Origin of the sequence: Rugosimonospora africana (assembly GCF_016862975.1) — a bacterium.
Classification (GTDB): Bacteria; Actinomycetota; Actinomycetes; order Mycobacteriales; family Micromonosporaceae; genus Rugosimonospora; species Rugosimonospora africana.
Genome location: NZ_BONZ01000027.1, coordinates 129,920 through 147,352, shown reverse-complemented (window position 1 = coordinate 147,352; position 17,433 = coordinate 129,920). Strand labels below are relative to the sequence as shown.

The following is a 17,433-nucleotide window of genomic DNA, read 5'->3' as shown; positions in this document are numbered from 1 at the left end:
CCACTCCTTCCGCCGACCACACCCCAAGGAAACCCCGGTCCAGACGGCAATTGATTTCTACCCATGATCGTACGTTTACAACCTCAACGGTTCATTGGAGTCACGTTGATGATCCCAGGGAACACCCCAGCGGGCGACGGAGGGGGGAGGGGGCCTGGCTAGGCTGAACCCGCGTCACCCGAAAGGAGATCACGTGCAGCTGGTAGCGGTTAGTCCCAGGTTGCGCCGTTTCATCCGGTTTGCCCTGGGCTCGGCGCTGGCCACGCTGGTCAGTGCGGTCGCCTTCTGGGTGATGTTTCACACCCTGCACGCCCCGCCCGAGGTGGCCAGCGTGACGGCCTTCGCTTCCGGCGCCATCGTCAACTTCGTCTCCAACCGGTACTGGGCCTGGGACCGCCGCAGCCGCAGCGGGCTGAGCCGCGACCTCGGCTCGTACGCGGTGCTCGCGATCGCCACCGCCCTGGCCGCGGCCGGGGCCACCCGGGCAACCAAGTCCTACGCTCCGCATGTCGATGCCTTCGCCGCTCATCTCGCCGTCGTCGTCGAAGCCAGCTACTTCGCCACCTACGCGGCGATGTTCCTGGTCAAGTTCGCCGTCCTCGACCGGGTCATCTTCCGTTCCCGCAGCCAGGTGGAGAAGACCACTCGGGCGTAGCGACTGCCGTACACGAGGTTGTTGCCCTTCTTCGAGCTCCCCTGGTTGCGGGGGTGCATGGTCATCGGCTGCTCCCGCACGCGGTATCCCAGGCACAACGCGCCGACCAACAACTCCGAGGACTGGTACTGGGGCTGGGTCAGCCGGACCTGACCGGTCAGCTCAGCGCGCATCGCCCGGAACCCGAACGAGGTATCCGTAATCCGCTGCCGGGTGAGCACCGAGACGATTCCGGCGAACACCTTGGTGCCCAGCCGCCGTACCTGATCCGCCGACTCGTTGCTGCCCAGTTGCCGGGAACCGGTGACGAAGTCCGCTTCGTCGGCGAGCAGGGGCTTGAGCAGCAGCGGCAGCTCGGCTATCTCGTACTGGCCGTCCGCGTCCGTGGTGACGATGAACTCGGCCCCTCCGGTTCTGGCCAGGTGGTAGCCCAGCCGCAGCGCCGCGCCCTGGCCCCGGTTGACCGGTACGTCACACACGTACGCGCCGTGTTCCCGGGCCACCGCGGCGGTCCCGTCCTTGCACCCGTCGACCACGACCAGCGGAGCGATGGACAGCCCGCAGCTCTGTTTCGGTATCGAGTCGAGCACCGCGCCGATGCCCTTCTCCTCGTTGTAGGCGGCGATCAGCATGACCACCGACGGGAACACCCGCTCCCCGTACTCCGCGGTGAAGGCCCGCTCCGCGTCGACGTCGGCCGGCTCCGGGAACTCCGGTCGCGGCGGCTCGTAGAACAGCGCGACCAGGCCGAGCACCGCGGCGATCGGGAACAGGATGTAGCCGGGCAACTGATAGCGCCAGGAGAACTGGAACAGGTCGGAGAACAGCAGCAGGACCACGCCGGTGATCAGGAACAGTGCGGCCGGCCCCCGGGTCGGCGCCCGGCGGGCCCGCCCCAGGCCGAGGGCCGCCGCGAGCGCGATCAGGATCGAGACCAGGACCACCGGCCCGGGCGTGAAGCCCACGCTCAGCTGGTACCCGCGCAGGAACCCGGCGATCGGCTTGTTGACCGTGGGCGGCCCGTCGCCGTACCGGTGCGACAGCTGGGTGATCTCCGGGATGCTGACCAGCGGCAGGAACGTCGGGAACGTCGTCTGGAACCGCCACCGCTCGGTGGTGGCGTCCGGGTTGGTGTTGGCCGGGCGGCCCCAGCCGAACAGGTTCACCGAGTCGCGCAGCACCGCACCGGCGAAGTCCAGCGGCTGGTGCTTGAGGATCCGCTTGTCGAAGTCGCGCAGGAACTCGTCCTCGGTCATCCCTGCCGGCGGCTTGACCGTGTTGGACGGCGACGCCGGGTCGTGGGCCCAGTAGTCCGGGCCGTGGCCGGGTGGCCGGGGTACCGGCGGGCACAGCGCCCGCTCGTCGTCGGGCATGCTCACGCCGGTGCAGTCGGCGAACGTGGCCACCCGCCCGTACATCGAGCCGCCGCCGACCCTGGACAGGCCGTAGACCCCGGTGCTGTGGTGGTACAGGACGGCGTACCCGGCGATCGGCAGGGCGAAGCAGCCGACCAGGATCGCGGTCAGCGCCACTCGCCAGCGCCACGCCCGCGCCGCCAGCAGCACGTAGACCACCCCGGCGATGATCAGCGGCTCCCCGGCCTGCCGCACCGGCACCGCGATCCCGAGCAGCAGGCCGGCGGCCAGCACGTGGCGCCAGTCCGGCCGGCGCGGCCAGGCGAGTACCGTCAGCGCGGCGGTCAGCAGCGCCTCGAACAGCGGGTCGGACATGATGTTGTGCTCGATCTGCACCTGGTACGCGTCGAGCAGCACCGGCGCCATGGCCAGCGCGGCGAGCCAGCGCCACGCGCCCTTGTGCACGAGCAGGGCGTAGCCGGTGATCGCGATGCCCAGCCCCATCAGGTGCTGGAGCGCGACGACCGTGGTCAGGTTGGCCACGGCCAGCACCGGCTTGAGGATCAGGATGTCGTACCCGATCGGGTCCTGCCCGGTCACGGCCAGTTGCGGCAGCGGCAGCAGGTACGAGGCGACCGAGTCGATGTAGAAGATCGCCGGCCGGACCGCGATCATGGCGAGTACCCGCAGCGCCAGCCCGAGTACCAGCAGGACCGCCAGCACCCGGTGCCGGCGGAACAACCCCGGCACCCGTGCCGCGAACCGGCTCACCGAAATTCGTCCCAGACCGTGACGAGGCCGTCCTCCAGCGACATCGCCGGGGAGTACCCGAGCGCCGCGGCCCGGTCGGTGCGCACGACGACCGCGGGCATCTCCCCCGGCTTCGCCGGGACGTGCTCGGTCCGGATCGGAGTGCCGGTCGCCTTGGCCACCGCGTCGATGATGTCCAGTACCGACACCGACCGGCCGGTACCGATGATCAGTGGGCCGACGTGAGCGCTGCGCCAGGCCACCATCAGCCCGGCCACCACGTCGCTCACGTGCACCAGGTCCCGGCGCTGCTCGCCGGTGCCGTACACCTGGATCACGCCGTCGTCGCGCACCGCCCGCATCAGCCGCGGGATCAGGCTGTCCTTGTGCGCCATGCCCGGCCCGTACACGTTGGTCAGCCGGAGCGCGCAGGTCGTCATCCCGTACCCGCCGGCGTAGCCGGACAGCAGCATCTCGCCGGCCGCCTTGGTCGCCCCGTACGGGGTCAGCGGCCGGATCGGCAACTCCTCGTGGATCGGCGTGTCGCCGACGTCGCCGGTGACCGCGTTCGTCGAGGCCAGCACGAATCGCGGCACCCCGCGCAGCCGGGCGAGCTCCAGCAGTCCGGCGGTGGCCTCCACATTCACCCGGTGGACCGCCGCCGGGTCGCGCAGCGAACCGAGCACCGAGGTGAAGGCGGCGAGGTGGACGATGCCGGTCAGGTCCGGCGTGACGGCGGCGTCGCGCACTGCGGGGTCACACAGGTCGCCGACGATCGATTCCCCGCCGGACGCGGTGGACGGGAGGAGATCGACGATGCTGACCTTGGCTCCCGCTGCGGCGAGGCCGGCGACGACGCTTCGTCCGATGAATCCGGCTCCTCCGGTGACGAGCACGTGCTCGCCGGTCAGGTCCAGATCGGGCATGGCTGTGGATGACGGTTCCGGCACGTTGTTACCGTACGCGATCGAGTTCCACGCCACCTCGGTGCCCGACTGGTCCGGGTCGCCGCGCGGCGCAGACGCGCCGAGCCGGACTGGTCGCCCGCTGGGCTATAGACAATCGGGCCGTTCGCGGCGGAATCGGGCGGTCGGCGACCGGTCTGGTCGCGGCGCGGCGTCAGACGCGTCGAGCCAGACTGGTCGAAAACGTGATCATGAACCCTACCGCAGGATCCGCTCCAGCCGGTCGCGCGCGGCGAGCAGGGCCCCCGCGATCTGCTCCTGCCGGCCCTCGGTCAACCGGGCCACCGGCACCGAGCAGCTGATCGCGTCCCGTGCCGGCCGCTGGTATCGCAGCGCGACACCGAAGCAACGCAGGCCGAGCACGTTCTCCTCGCGATCCACCGAGTACCCGCGCTCCCGCGTCGCGCGCAGGTCGGCGGCCAGCGCGTCGTGGTCGACCAGGGTGTGCGGGGTCAACGCGCTCAGCGTGACGGGCAGCATCGCGCGCACCTCGGCATCGGTGCGCTCGGCCAGCAACGCCTTGCCCAGCGACGTGGTGTGCGCCGGCAGCCTGCGCCCGACCCGGGAGATCGGGCGCAGGTAGTGCTGCGACTCGCGGGTGGCCAGGTAGACCACGTCGGTGCCGTCCAGCCGGGCCAGGTGCACGGTCTCGGTCGTGGTCTCGGCCAGCCAGTCGAGGGTGTCCTTGGCGGCGGTCAGGATGTGGTCGCCGTCGAGGTACGAGGTGCCGACCAGCAGTGCCCGCAGTCCGATGCCGTACAGGGTGCCGGTCGGGTCGGTCTCCACCCAGCCCAGATCGGTCAGCGTGCGCAGCAGCATGTACAGGCTGCTCTTCGGGTAGCCGAGGCTCTGCTGAAGTTCGGCCAGGCTGTGCAGACCCCGGTGACCGGCGAAGAACTCCAGCAGCTCGACGGTGCGCAGCGCGGACTTGACCGGCCCGGCCCCGTTGACCTCGGCCGCGATGGGCGCGGCGGTCGGGACGGGGCCGGTGGCCGGAGCAGGCTCGGCGACCGGGACGGGCGCGACGGCCGGTTCAGCCATGAAGCTGGTACCGTCCGTCGACCCGGCGCGGCAGCCCGAGCGGGTTGTCCTCGCGCAGTTCGGCGGGCAGCAGCGCGTCCGGCGCGTCCTGGTAGGCCACGGGGCGCAGGAAGCGGCGGATCGCGGTGGTGCCGACCGAGGTGTGGTGCGGGAAAGTGGTCGCCGGCCAGGGGCCGCCGTGCTGCTGTGCCCAGGTGACGGCGACACCGGTCGGGTACCCGTTGAACAGGATCCGCCCGGCGATCCCGGTGAGCCGCTGCGCGACCCGGTCGGCGAAGCTGCCCGACGCACCCTCAGAGTCTCCACTGTGGACGGTCGCGGTCAGGCTGCCCGGCACCCGGTCCAGGGCCGCGAACAGCTCGCCCTCGTCGCCGTACTCGACGACCACCACCAGCGGGCCGAAGCACTCCTCCAGCAGCACGTCGTCGAGCGCGGACGCGGACGCGACCAGGACGTGCGGCGAGATCTGGCCGGACGCGGAGAGCACCGCGCGCACACCGGGCAGCGCGACCCGTTCCGCGGCACCAGTCAGGAAGCCCTCCCGGATGCTCGGGGTGAGCATCGGTCCACCGGCGATCTGGCCGGCCGCCTCGGCCAGCGCGTCGATCAGCCGCTGCCCGTCCGCACCCGCCGGTACGAACACCAGGCCCGGCTTCGTGCAGAACTGCCCGATCCCGAGAGTGAACGAGCCGGCCAGGCCGGAAGCGATGGACTCGGCGCGCTGCGCCGCGGCCTCCGGCGTCACCACGAACGGGTTGATGCTGCCCAGCTCGCCGTAGAACGGGATGGGCTGCGGCCGGCTGGTCGCCAGGTCGTACAGCGCCCGGCCGCCGCCCACCGAACCGGTGAAACCGACCGCCTGGATCGCCGGGTGCACCACCAGCCGGGTGCCGGCCTTCCGGCCGTGCACGAGCTGCACCACGTCCTCGGGTACGGCCACCGACGCGGCCGCCCGGCGCAGCGCGGTGGCGGACAGCTCCGAGGTGTACGGGTGCCCCGAGTGCGCCTTGACCACGACCGGGCAGCCGGCCGCGATCGCGCTGGCCGTGTCGCCGCCCGGAACGCTGAACGCCAGCGGGAAGTTGCTCGCCGAGAACACGCCCACCGGGCCGACCGGTACCAGCATCCGGCGCAGGTCCGGCCGGGGCGCCGGGACCGCGTTCGGGTCCGGGTGGTCGATGGTCAGTTCGAGGTACCCGCCGTCCTCCAGCACCTCGCCGAACAGGCGCAGCTGGTACGCCGAGCGGGCCAGCTCGCCGCGCAGCCGGACCTGCCCGAGGGCGCTCTCCCGGTCGGCGGCCGCGACGATCGCGTCGCCGTCCTTCTCGATCTCGTCGGCCATCGCGCGCAGGAGCCGGGCACGCCCGGCCAGCCCGGCCGCGACCAGTGACGGCGCCACCTCGGCCGCCCGGCTCGCCGAGGCGTCCACCTCGGCGTCCGTCGCCGTGGATGCCACCGCCTCGACCTTTTCGCCGGTACGGGCGTCGATGCTCCAGACGTCCAACTCGCTCACGCCGTCACCTCGCTATCGCTTCGGTCAGTCACGTCATTCTCCCTCAGTCACGGTCAAGCGCCCGGTCCCCGGTCAGTTCCCGGATCGCGGCCAGGTCGGCGGCCCCGGCCAGCCCGGCGTGGTACAGGCGCACGCCGTGCGCGCCGGCCCGTTGCGCCGCGGCCACCTGCGCCGGCAGCTCGTCCGGCCGGCCACCCATCCCGCGCACGGCCAGCAGGCTCGCGTATACCCGACCGCCGCCGTCCAGGCTGGGCCGCACCGCCTGCGGGCCGCCCCAGCAGTTGACCACGAGACCGTCGGCCACGGTGGCCGCCCGCGCCGGGTCCAGGCCGGTGAACGCGACCGAGCGGTGCGGCTGCGGGCTGGCGTGCAGCAGCACGTCCAACTCCGGGCGCTCGGCGCGGATCCGCCCGATCACCGCGGCGCGCAGCCGGTCGGCGACGTGCTGGCGCACGTCGGCCACCGCCGCGGCGAGGCCGGCGCCGAGCAGCCCGCCGATCTGCCCGACCTCGTCGACACCGGGAGCGGCCGGCTCGGCGGCTTCCGAGAACACCGCGTCGAGCGCGGTGCGCACGTGCCCGCGCAGCGCCTCGGGGTCGATGCCGCCGGCCCGGTACGCGGCGGCACAGGCGGCGCAGAAACACAGCGACAGCAGGTACTGCGCCGCCCCGGACAGCGGCACCCCGCCCACCTTGTCGTGCGCGCTGAGGTGGTCGTAGCCGTACCACCCGCACGCCTCCAGCTCGACGCCGTCGATGCCGGGCAGCGCCGCCGCGTCGGCGGCCAGGCCGAGCAGGTACTCCCCGACGTCGTCCCGGGCCGGGCACAGCGCCCACGGGTACCGGTCGCCGTACGCGTTGACCACGTTCTGCTCGACCGGACGGGGCAGGTCGACGTGATTGCACACCACCCAGGCGTGCACCGGCACCCCGGCCGCGCGCAACGCGACCGTCGCCTCGCCGAACGGGTCGGCCGCCGCCAGCCAGTCCGCCTGCGCGGGGCGCAGCGCCGCGCCCTGCCAGTGCGCGTCGCCGACCGGGTAGTAGGCGGCGGACTGGTGAGCCACCACGACCCGGTGACGCGGGTGGCGCGGGGTCAGCGCCCGGGTGCCGTGGTAGACGGCGGCCAGTACGACGTGGTCCAGGCCCAGCCCGGCCACCAGATCGGCGGCTGCCGGGTCGCCGACCAGGTCCCAGGGGTAGAGGTACGCCGCGGTCTGCATCAGAATCGGGGCCTCGCTCCTGTCCAGTCCGGGTGGACCGCGCGCATCGGCGTGATGTCGTCCCGGCGGCGGATACCACAGCGTAGATACTGCTCGTGCAGCCGAGCCAGGCTGTCCTCGTCAAGCGTGACGCCGAGGCCGGGACCGGGCGGCACCCGCACCGCGCCGTCGCGAACCGCGATCGCGCCCGGCTCGATGACCTCCTCGACCTGCCACACCGAGTGGGTGTCGCAGGCGTACGTCAGGTTCGACGTGGCCGCGGCCAGATGGGTCATCGCAGCCAGGCTCACCCCGAGGTGCGTGTTGGAGTGCATCGACAGGCCCAGCCCGAAGGTCTCGCAGATGCCGGCCAGCTTCTGCGACGCGCGCAGGCCGCCCCAGAAGTGGTGGTCGGACAGCACGATCCGCACCGCGCCGGCGGCCACCGCGGGTGGGATGTCGTCGAACGTCGTCACGCACATGTTGGTGGCCAGCGGCAGGTCGGTACGCGCCGCGACCTGCGCCATGCCGTCGATCCCGCCGGCCGGGTCCTCCAGGTACTCCAGCACCCCGGACAGCTGCTCGGCCACCCGGTGGCTGGTCTCGACCGTCCAGTTCGCGTTCGGGTCCAGCCGCAGCGGGTGCCCGGGGAACGCGTCGCGCAGCGCCCGGATCGCCGCGATCTCCTCCTCCGGCGGGAACACGCCGCCCTTGAGCTTCAGCGAACCGAACCCGTACCGGTCGACCAGCCTGCGGGCCTGCGCCACGATCCCGTCCGGGTCCAGTGCCTCGCCGAAGGAGTCCGGCTCCGCACCCGGGTGCCCGGCCCACTTGTAGAACAGGTATGCGGAGAACGGCACCTCCTCGCGCACCGCGCCGCCCAGCAGGTCGCACACCCGCAGCCCGGTCGCCTTGCCCTGCAGGTCATACAGCGCGACCTCGAACGCGGACACGGTGGACGCGATGGCCTTCGCCACGCTCGGCGCACCGGCAAGCTCCGTCGGACTGTCCGGGGCCACCTCGCCGAGCGCCACGGCGACCCGCCGGTTCAGGCCGTTGAGGTCCCAGATGGACAGCCCGGCCAACGCCGCCGAGGCGCGGTTCAGCCGGTCCAGGGTGGGGTCGTCGCCGTACGCCTCGGACAGGCCGACCAGCCCGGCGTCCGTGCGAACCTGGAGGATCGCCCGCAGCGCGTACGACTGGTGCACACCGACCGAGTTGAGCAGCGGCGGATCCTGCACGGCGATCGGCGTGACGGTGATGTCGGTGATGGTGGCGTCGGTTCTGGTGGTGGGCGTACTCATCAGATCAGCTCCCGTCCGGCGGCGATCAGCTCGGCCAGCCGGCTCACGTGTTCGGGTTCGGGCTCGGATAGCGGTGGCCGGACCGGCCCGACGTCCACTCCCTCCAGCCGCACCCCCGCCTTGACCAGCGACACCGCGTACCCCTGCCCGGCCTGGCGCAGCTGGACGTACGGCCGCCAGAAGCCGTCCAGCAGCCGGTTCACGGTCGCTTCGTCGCCACCCCGGTACGCCCGGTAGTACGCCATCGCCAGGTCGGGCGCGAAGCAGTACACCGCCGAGGAGTACGCCGGCACGCCGACCGCCCGGTACGCCTGGGAGGTCATCTCGGCCGTCGGCATGCCGTTGAAGTACAGCAGCGCGTCCTCGCCGTGCCGCTGGCGCACCGCGCCGACGATCCGGCGCATCAGGTCCAGGTCGCCGCGGCCGTCCTTGAACCCGACAATTCGCGAGTGCGCGGCCAGGTCGGCGACCGTATCGGGGGTGAAGACCGCGTTGTCCCGCTGGTAAATGATCATGTCCAGCTCGGACGCGTCGGCCAGCCGCCGGTAGTGCTCACGCAGCCCGGCCTGGCCGCCCTCGACCAGGTACGGCGGCATGACCAGCAACCCGTCCGCTCCGGCCGCAACGGCCGCCCGGACGAACTGGGTGGCCAGGGCCGCCCCGTACCCGACCCCGGCCACCACAGGCACCCGTCCGGCCGCCTCCTCGACCGCGACCCGCACGCACTCCGCGTACTCCTCGACTCCCAGGGAGAAGAACTCCCCGGTGCCGCAGCACGCGAAGACCGCGCCCAGTGCGTCGTCGCGGGCCGACAGCCGGCTGGCCAGATGCCGCCGGTACGCGTCGAGGTCGACCCCACCGTCCGGGCCGAACGCGGTGACGGGGAAGAACAGCAGCCCGTCCAGCCGCCCGGCGAGCCGGGACGCCGAGTCGTTTATCGTCATGTTTATCCCTTCAGCCTTTCAATGAACCGCTCAGCAGGCCCCGCTCGAAGAGCCGCTGCAACCCGAGGTAGACCAGAACGCTCGGAACCATCAACACCACCGCCGCCGCCAACCGCACACCCTCCCCCTGCTCCTGACTCGCCTGAAGGCTGGTCACGATGAGCGTCAGCGTGCTCATCTTCGGCGACTGGGCGACGAGCAGTGGAAGCAGGTACTGGTCCCAGATCATCAGGAACCCGAACACCGCACAGGTACCCAGGGCGGGCAGGCACAGCGGCAAGATCACCTGGAAGAAGATGCGCAGGTCACCGGCCCCGTCGACCCGGGCGGCCTCCTCCAGCTCCACCGGGATGCGCTTCATGAACCCGGTCAGCACGTAGACCGGCAACGCCCAGCCGACCAGCGGCAGGGCCAGGCCGCCGTAGTTGTCCAGCAGGCTGATCTTGCCGAGTACCAGGTACAGCGGGATCGCGATGATCTCCTCCGGCATCATCATGGTCGCCAGGATCGCGAGCATGACCAGGCCGGCGCCGCGGAACCGCTTGCGCGCCAACGCGTACGCGGCGAACGCGCTGACCGTGACCTGCAGGGTCAGCCCGATCGCCTCGACCACGATCGAGTTGACCAGTCCCCGGCCGAGGCCGAACCGCCAGGCCGTGGTGAGGTTTCCGGCCGAGAGGCCGTGCGGCCAGAGGAACACCTGGCCCAGCTTCGGGGCGCCGCCGCTGAACGCGGTCACGATCATCGACCACAGCGGTACCACGAAGATCCCGATCACCACGAGGAACAGCACGGCTCGGACAAGCAGCCGTCCGCCCCGGTGCGAGGTCAGCCGACGCGGGGCACGCAGCCCGAGGGCGGTGGCACCGCCGGTGGCGCTGCCGGCGACGCTGCTGGTCACGATGCCTCCAGACGGTTGCGCCACCACAGCGTCAGGCTGGTCAGCAGGATCGTCGCGATCAGCAGGAGCGTCGAGATCGCCGACGCGTATCCGGTGTCGTTGGCGACCGTCGCGGCCTTGAAGGTGGTCGTCACGATCGTCTCCGTGGAGCCGCCGGGCCCGCCGCCGGTGAGCACGTTGATCTCGGTGAAGACGCGGAGCCCGCGGATGATGCCCAGGGTCAGCACGATCGTGGTGATCGGGCGCAGCGACGGGATCGTGATGTGGCGCAGCCGCTGCCAGGCACCCGCGCCGTCGATGTTCGCCGACTCGTACAACTGGCGGTCGATGCCGACCAGGCCGGCGATGAAGATCACCATGTCGTACGGGGCAGCTTTCCAGATCTGGATGAGCATCACCGTCCACAGCGACGAGTGAGGGCTGGCCAGGAACGGCTGCGCGCCGAGGCCCAGCGCGCCGAGGAAGCTGTTCACCGCCCCGTACCGGCCGGGAAACAGCAGCGCCCCCCACAGCTCGGCGATGGCCACCATCGCGGTGACCGCGGGCAGGAACACCGCGGTCCGCAGGATCCGCACGTGCCGGGCCGGACTCTCCAGCAGCAACGCCAGGGCGAAGCCCACCAGCATCGAACCGGCGACGGAGACGACCGCGTCGAGCACGGTGTGCCCGACGGCGGCGCGCAGATCGGGATCCTGGAACGCCCGGCTGAAGTTGGCCCAGCCGAGCCACTCGTTGCCCAGGTACGGCCGGACGTGGAAGAAGCTGAGGTACACGCCCCAGATCACCGGCCAGAACTTGAACACCGCGAAGAACGCGAGCGCCGGGGCGAGGAACAGCCAGGGCGAGAACCGGGAGCGGACCCGGCGGACCCGGCGCGCGGCCGGGGGTCCGCCCCGGTCGCGCGGCACCGACGCGACCGGGGCGGAGGGCGTGCTCACGCTCATCTCGCCGGCCCTGCCTCGACAGGCACACGGCTCATCCCGCGAACAGCCTCGGCGGGCGTGAGCCGGGCTTCGCCTGGGCGGCTCATCCCGCGGCCACCCCCTGGGTCTTCAGGATCGAGTTGAGCTTGTCGTTGAGCGTGTGCAGGGCCGTGGCGGGATCGCCGCACTTGGCCACGAGCGCGTTGAGCCCGTCCGAGGTCGCCTGCCGCAGCGCGGTCCAGTTGGGCATGTTGATGTCTTCGTAGTGCCCGTCGGACTGGTACACCTGCTGGGCCAGCTTCCACCGGTCGTCGCCCTGGTGCTCGGTGGCCGCGTCGACCGTCTTGTTCACCGGCAACCGGACGATGGTCGCGGTGGGCACCGCCGTCATCCCGAGCCGCTGCGCCTCCGGAGTGATCATGAACTCCGCGAGTTTCTTCGCCTCGCTCGTCTTGCCGCCGGCCATCAGGTAGATGTCCGTACCCTCGGCCAGGGTCTGCCCGTTCGCCGGACCGGCCGGCGGGGCGACCGCCACGTACTTGCCCTTGATCGCGGTGGCGTCCATCGTCGCGTACGCGTACGGACCGGTGAAGTACATCCCGGTCACGCCGGTCTGGAACGCCTTGTTGGCCTCGGTCGTGGTGTCGTTGAGCGCACTGGGCTGGACGACCTTGTTCGTGCAGAACTGGTCCTCGAACCACTGCACCGACTGTGTCGCCTGCGGTGTATCCAGGTTGGCGGCGAACTTGCCGTTGCCCGCCGGCTTGAAGTAGCTGCCGCCGGCCTCCCAGAGCAGGGACGACCAGTACCAGGAGATGTACCCGCGGGTCGTCGACCCGGGCACGTCCAGCCCGTACGTGTCGGCCTTGCCGTCACCGTCCGGGTCCTGCGTGGTGAACGCCTTGGCCACGGTCGCCACGTCCTGCCAGGTCTTCGGCGGCTGGAGCTTCAGCTTGGCCAGCCAGTCGCTGCGTACGAGCAGGATGTTGGCCTGGGCGGAGAACGGGACCGCGTAGTACTTGCCGGTCAGGTCCTTGGCCGAGTCCCAGGCCCGGTCGGTGAGCTGGTCCTGGCCGGCCACCGCACTCTTGTCGACCGGCTGGATGATCCCCTGGGTCTCGAAGTTGCCCAGTTGGGCGGCATCGTCGACGACGACGTCGGGCAGCTTGTGCGAGGTGGCCGCCGCGGACAGCTTGGTCTCGAAGTCGGTCAGCGTCATGAACGGTTTGATCTGAATGCCGGTCTTCGCGGTGAACGCGTCGAAGACCTTCTGGTACGCCTTGATCGAATCGTTGGCACCCCGGACCCAGACGTTGAGCGGACCGGTTGCCTCGGCTTTGGACTTGTCACTCGATCCGCAGCCGGAGATCGCCAGTACCGCGCACATGCCGGCCGCCGAGGCCACCAGCACGCGGTCGCGCCACGGTACTCTCACCATCGTTCCTCCGTTCAGATTTGTGAACGTAAAACATGCAAGTGAACGCCGTGACGCGAAACGTATGCCCCTGTCCGCTCAGTGGTCAAGAGTGGTCAAGAGCCCGAAACACTCCCGTTATCCGATCCGCCCGCCGATTTCGTTCACCATACTGTCCGCCGTTCCCCTATGTGAACGCGGCCGGCCGGCCCGCCCGGCCCGGCCGGCCCGCCCTCAGCGCAGCGACAGCCAGATCTTCTCGGCCGCGTCGACGAACCCGGCAGCGCGGTAGATCCGCTCCTCGCGCGGCTCGGCCTCCAGCCACACCAGCCGGACGCCGCGCCGGTGGCTCTCCTGAGCCAGATACACCGCCATGGCCCCAGCGATGCCTCGCCGCCGGTACGGTTCCCGGACGCCGACCGCCGCCAGTTCGTCGACCCCGCCGACCGGTCCGTTGCACAGGCCGCTGCCCACGGCCTCGCCGGTCGCCGCGTCCCGGGCGACGACCACCAGGCCGCCCCGCCGGACCGTCGCCCGGAGCCGGGACAGGTCGCCCTCGCCCGGGGGCTCCGGCTCGCCGTACGCGTCGTGCTGCACGCGCGCGGCGTCCAGCAGTTCGGCGTCGCGTGCGGCGAGCGTGAGGGTGACGCCCTCGGGGGCGGGCCGGTCGGGCAGGGATCCGGGCCGGCTCACCAGCACCGGTACCCGACCCTCGACCGTGAAGCCGGCGGTACGCAGGGCGGCCTCCACCCGTGGAGCGGACTGCGGCACGTACTCCAACCGCGGAATCCGTCCACGGTGGACAAACGTGTCGACCAGGGCCGCCACGTCGTCCGGCAGCGGCCGGGCGCCGTCGTCGGGTACCGCGTAGTTGCGCCCAGGGTTCGCGCTGTAGCGATCGAAGCTTGCCAGGAACGGGCCGATCCGCTCGTTCGAACGGCGGCCGAACGACGCCCGGATGTAGCCGGCCACCAGATCGGAGGCCGGCCCGGCGGCCGGCTCGGAGACCGGCCGAGCGGCCGGCAGGGACGTGAAATTGTCCATTGTAGACAGACACCTTCGTGAGAGAGGTAAAAGAGGAGCTGGGCAGCCGCCAACCACCGTGGTCGGTGGGGATCGGGCGACCGCCGGGGCGGCTCGCCTGACTGCGGGGTGGCCTCAGCCCTCTCGAAGGTGTCGTGATGCCGGTGCGACAGTTCGTCATGCAGGCGCGGCAGTGTCGTCACACCGGTGCGACAGCCAGGCTGCCGGACGCGGCACTGGCGGGCAACCGCTTTTCACTCGGCCCCGGACCAACTCAGCGCCGGACCGCGCCCTCCACCTCGGTGCGCGAGGACACGCCGAGCTTGCGCAGGATGTTGGAGACGTGCACGGCTGCGGTCTTCGGCGAGATGTAGAGCCTGCGGGCCAGCTCCGCGTTGGTGAGCCCGTCGGCGATCAGCAGCGCCACCTCGCGCTCGCGCGGCGTCAGCGCGCCGGTGCCGGTCACCGTACGCTGGCCGTCCGCCGGCTCGAGGCCGAGCCGGGCGCGCAGTGCGTCCAGTTGCTCGACCCGCCAGCCGCTCCAGTGGGCCAGCAGGGCACCCGCGTTCGTCACGTGCTCGCCGGCCGGCCCGGGCCGGTCGAGCGCGAGCAGGCAGCTGGCCGCTCCCAACTCGGCGGTCCCGCGTACCGACGGCGGCGGCACCGGCGACCCGGCCACCCGGAGGTAGCCGGCCAGCGCGGCCTCGTGCTCGCCCCGTGCCTCGGCCAGCTGGGCGTCGACCAGGATCCGGTAGTCGTCCCAGATGTCCGGGCCGAGCAGGTTGTGCGCGATCTCGGCGATCCGGGAGAGCGGCAGGCCCACGTGCAGTCCGGCGGAGACCAGGTCGTGTGCCTGCGACTGGCTGCGCCACGGTGAGTCGTTCATCGCCGCGATCAGCTCGTCGACCAGCCCGTCGGCGGTGGCCAGGTCACCACGCCGGGCGGCGAGGTGCAGCGCGATGCCCGGGACCACCAGCCCGGCGCTGCGGTCGCCGCGCGCCGCCGCGGCACGCAGCTCGGCCACGATCTCCTCGACCCGGTTCAGCTCACCGGCCTCCAGGCTCAGTCCGGCGAGGAACACCGCGTGGAACCCGCTGCGCTGGCCCCATCGCAGATATCCCCGGTCCCGCGCCTGCCCCTGCTCCAGCGCGGCCATCGCCGCGTCGAGCCGGCCCTCGCGGACCGCCAGCCGGGCACGGCCCTGGAAGTAGGCCGCCACGGCCAGCGACTCGAACCCGGCCCGCTCGGCGTCGACGCGCATCCGCTCGAGCAACTCGGCGTGCTCGGTGGACTCGGCGGTCGGTACCCCCTGGACGAGGTTGTTCAGCGCCCGCGCGGCCAGTACCCACTCGCCCAGCTTCTCCGCCTCGTCGACCAGCCCGGTCAGCATCGCCCGGCCCTCTTCCGCGGTCTCCAGGCAGTCGACGAGCACCGAGCCCTTCTCCACCAGCGCGGCCAGCCGCATGTTCGGCAGGTCCAGCCGCTCGGCCAGCTCCAGCGCGCGTTGCGACCAGGCCAGGCTCTCGTCCGGCTCACCGCGCAGCATGGTCGACTGGGCTACCGCGGTCATCGCCAGCGCCTGCTTCGGGCCGGGCGGAAGCTCGGTGATCAGCTGCTGCATCTCGTCGGTCAGCGCCCGCATCTCGTCGAGGTCGTCGGTCTCCCAGGCCAGCCGGATCATCAGGTACAGCGCGTCGGCGCGCTCGTCCGTGGTCGGCGCGCGGTCGCGCCACCGGCGGGCGTACCCGACGGCGTCGTCCAGCAGGCCGACCAGCCAGGCCGCCCGGGCCGCCGCACCCAGCAGCTCGGCGTCCTCGCCGACCTCCTCCAGCCCCATCTCGGCCAGCTGGAGCGCCTGGTACGCCGAGCCGATGGCCAGGTACAGCGCGCTGCCGCGGCGGGCCGCGACCACCATGTCGTCGTACCGGCCGGCCCGCCGGGCGTGGTACGCGACCATTGCCGGGTCGGATCCGCCGGCCGCCAGCAGTGCCTCCAGCGCCGACTCGTGCAGCCGGCGGCGCTGCCGGCCCAGCATCTGCTCGGCCAGGGCTTCCCGGACCAGCGCGTGCCGGAAGCTGAACTCGTCCTCGCCGGACTCCACCAGGACACCCCGGGTGACCAGCTCGCGCAGGACGCCGATCAGCTCGTCCTCGCCGGCTGAGGTCACGGCGGCGAGCAGGTCGAACGGCACCCGGTAGCCGAGGATGGCGGCTGCCTCGACGATCCGGCGGCTGTCCGGCCCGAGGTCGTCGACCTGCCGGCGCAGCACCTCGGCCAGGCTCCAGGGCAGCGGCCGCTCGCAGAGCGTCTCCAGGTCCTCCCCGGCATATCCGCGCAGCAGCTCCTCGAGGAAGAACGGGTTTCCGCCGGTGCGCTGGTGCAGCGCGGCGACCGTCCGGTACGGCGCCGGACGCCCGGTCGCGGCGGCCAGCAGCGCCGCGGTCTGTGCCTCGGTCAACCGCCCGAGCCGCACGTTCACCACCGCGTGCCGGCGCTCCAACCGGCCCAGCAGCGCGGCGATCGGTTGACGGTTGGTGACCTCGTCGGGCCGGTACGTGCCGATCAGCAACCGCTGGCCGGGCTGGTCGGCGAGCCGCTCGAACAGCGCGGCGCTCTCCGAGTCGGCCCAGTGCAGGTCTTCGAAGACGATCACCGCCGGCGCGTCGCCGACCAGGCCGGCGAGGATCAGCAGCCCGGCGTGCAGCCGCTCGACCGGGCTGCGGGCCGGATCGGTCAGCGCCGCCAGCGCGATGCTGTCGACCCGGTCCTCGTCGGCCGCGTCGATCGCGTCCAGCAGCACCTCATAGGGGCGGGCGAGCGAGCCGGGCTCGGCCTGCCCGGTCAGCACCACGGCTTCCGGCGGGAGGGTCGCCAGCAGCTCCTGGATGAGCCGGGTCTTACCGATGCCCGCCTCGCCCGCCACGATCGCGACGTGCGGACGGGGCGTCGTCACGAGCCGCGTCAACTGGCGCAGTTCGTGATCTCGCCCGATCATCATCGGGCTGACGCCGCCGCGTGTGGTCCGCACGGAGCAAGGTTACCGGCTGGTCGGCCGCGTACCACGGGCGTGATACCCGCGTCACTGGCGCCGCGGCGCGCCCGCCGCGAACGGCGGGCGGCGGCCAGCAGCCGGTACTCGGCGGCCTGCGTGATCAGGTCGCGCTGATGCTGCTTCTGCTGAGCGAGCAGCAGGTCCGGGTGGGTGAACATTTCGGTCTCCTTCGTCGTGCCGGTCGCTTCCGGCTTCCTCACGCCGATCTGTTTCCGGCGTGGTTCCATACTCGCGTGGTAAGGGACCGCAGCCATCGGGACCGATTACCTATCTTCGGCGGCGCGCAGTACCTAGCCGGCTCGGCCAGAGGCCAGGGGCGGACTAGGTATGCCTAGGGCCGGTCCTGGGCGAACTCGCGGACTCGGATACGCCGAGACAGGTTTAAGATTTTT

Annotated in this window: 14 protein-coding genes; 1 reads left to right on the top strand and 13 read right to left on the bottom strand. The window is 71.7% G+C overall.

What is annotated here, in order from left to right; all coding sequences use genetic code 11:
* Positions 1-193: 193 nt before the first annotated feature.
* A complete protein-coding gene (locus tag Raf01_RS14210; RefSeq protein WP_203918312.1) occupies positions 194-655 on the top strand; it encodes a GtrA family protein in 462 nt (153 codons plus the stop codon).
* Here Raf01_RS14210 and Raf01_RS14205 read toward each other — a convergent pair.
* The 13 genes from Raf01_RS14205 to Raf01_RS14145 all read right to left on the bottom strand — a co-directional run bounded on the left by Raf01_RS14205 (position 565) and on the right by Raf01_RS14145 (position 17,241).
* Positions 565-2,781 (bottom strand): glycosyltransferase family 2 protein, encoded by a 2,217-nt coding sequence (locus Raf01_RS14205; RefSeq protein WP_203918311.1) that lies wholly within the window; start codon positions 2,779-2,781, stop codon positions 565-567. The genes Raf01_RS14210 and Raf01_RS14205 overlap by 91 nt on opposite strands.
* Positions 2,778-3,710 (bottom strand): NAD-dependent epimerase/dehydratase family protein, encoded by a 933-nt coding sequence (locus Raf01_RS14200; protein ID WP_239133602.1) that lies wholly within the window; start codon positions 3,708-3,710, stop codon positions 2,778-2,780. The genes Raf01_RS14205 and Raf01_RS14200 overlap by 4 nt, the downstream gene beginning before the upstream one ends.
* A gap of 213 nt (positions 3,711-3,923) precedes the next feature.
* Complete coding sequence (locus Raf01_RS14195) at positions 3,924-4,766, bottom strand: IclR family transcriptional regulator (protein WP_203918310.1); 843 nt, start codon at positions 4,764-4,766, stop codon at positions 3,924-3,926.
* Complete coding sequence (locus Raf01_RS14190; protein WP_239133601.1) at positions 4,759-6,279, bottom strand: aldehyde dehydrogenase (NADP(+)); 1,521 nt, start codon at positions 6,277-6,279, stop codon at positions 4,759-4,761. The genes Raf01_RS14195 and Raf01_RS14190 overlap by 8 nt, the downstream gene beginning before the upstream one ends.
* A gap of 43 nt (positions 6,280-6,322) precedes the next feature.
* Complete coding sequence (locus Raf01_RS14185) at positions 6,323-7,501, bottom strand: hypothetical protein (RefSeq protein WP_203918309.1); 1,179 nt, start codon at positions 7,499-7,501, stop codon at positions 6,323-6,325.
* Positions 7,501-8,784 carry a glucarate dehydratase family protein gene (locus Raf01_RS14180; RefSeq protein WP_203918308.1) on the bottom strand — a complete coding sequence of 428 codons (1,284 nt, stop codon included), beginning with the start codon at positions 8,782-8,784 and terminating at the stop codon, positions 7,501-7,503. Before Raf01_RS14180 ends, Raf01_RS14185 begins: the two co-directional genes overlap by 1 nt.
* Complete coding sequence (locus Raf01_RS14175) at positions 8,784-9,728, bottom strand: 5-dehydro-4-deoxyglucarate dehydratase (protein WP_203918307.1); 945 nt, start codon at positions 9,726-9,728, stop codon at positions 8,784-8,786. The genes Raf01_RS14180 and Raf01_RS14175 overlap by 1 nt, the downstream gene beginning before the upstream one ends.
* A gap of 10 nt (positions 9,729-9,738) precedes the next feature.
* A complete protein-coding gene (locus Raf01_RS14170) occupies positions 9,739-10,629 on the bottom strand; it encodes a carbohydrate ABC transporter permease (RefSeq protein WP_239133600.1) in 891 nt (296 codons plus the stop codon).
* The gene (locus Raf01_RS14165; protein ID WP_239133599.1) at positions 10,626-11,567 is read right to left on the bottom strand and encodes a carbohydrate ABC transporter permease; all 942 of its coding nucleotides are present in this window, start codon (positions 11,565-11,567) and stop codon (positions 10,626-10,628) included. The genes Raf01_RS14170 and Raf01_RS14165 overlap by 4 nt, the downstream gene beginning before the upstream one ends.
* 88 nt (positions 11,568-11,655) lie before the next feature.
* On the bottom strand, positions 11,656-12,990 hold the full coding sequence (locus tag Raf01_RS14160; RefSeq protein WP_203918305.1) for a sugar ABC transporter substrate-binding protein: 1,335 nt from the start codon (positions 12,988-12,990) through the stop codon (positions 11,656-11,658).
* Positions 12,991-13,200: 210 nt separating this feature from the next.
* Positions 13,201-14,010, bottom strand: a complete 810-nt coding sequence (locus tag Raf01_RS14155) for a GNAT family N-acetyltransferase (RefSeq protein ID WP_203918304.1) — start codon at positions 14,008-14,010, stop codon at positions 13,201-13,203.
* A 253-nt stretch (positions 14,011-14,263) separates the two neighbouring features.
* Positions 14,264-17,017 carry an ATP-binding protein gene (locus tag Raf01_RS14150; RefSeq protein WP_239133598.1) on the bottom strand — a complete coding sequence of 918 codons (2,754 nt, stop codon included), beginning with the start codon at positions 17,015-17,017 and terminating at the stop codon, positions 14,264-14,266.
* Positions 16,984-17,241, bottom strand: a complete 258-nt coding sequence (locus tag Raf01_RS14145) for a hypothetical protein (RefSeq protein ID WP_239133597.1) — start codon at positions 17,239-17,241, stop codon at positions 16,984-16,986. Before Raf01_RS14145 ends, Raf01_RS14150 begins: the two co-directional genes overlap by 34 nt.
* Positions 17,242-17,433 lie beyond the last annotated feature (192 nt).

What these genes read in the sequence shown, in the direction of transcription:
- Raf01_RS14160 (WP_203918305.1), bottom strand. Translation starts at nt 12,990, where the DNA reads ATGGTGAGAGTACCGTGGCGCGACCGCGTGCTGGTGGCCTCGGCGGCC.
- Raf01_RS14180 (WP_203918308.1), bottom strand. Translation starts at nt 8,784, where the DNA reads ATGAGTACGCCCACCACCAGAACCGACGCCACCATCACCGACATCACC.
- Raf01_RS14185 (WP_203918309.1), bottom strand. Translation starts at nt 7,501, where the DNA reads ATGCAGACCGCGGCGTACCTCTACCCCTGGGACCTGGTCGGCGACCCG.
- Raf01_RS14195 (WP_203918310.1), bottom strand. Translation starts at nt 4,766, where the DNA reads ATGGCTGAACCGGCCGTCGCGCCCGTCCCGGTCGCCGAGCCTGCTCCG.
- Raf01_RS14155 (WP_203918304.1), bottom strand. Translation starts at nt 14,010, where the DNA reads ATGGACAATTTCACGTCCCTGCCGGCCGCTCGGCCGGTCTCCGAGCCG.
- Raf01_RS14175 (WP_203918307.1), bottom strand. Translation starts at nt 9,728, where the DNA reads ATGACGATAAACGACTCGGCGTCCCGGCTCGCCGGGCGGCTGGACGGG.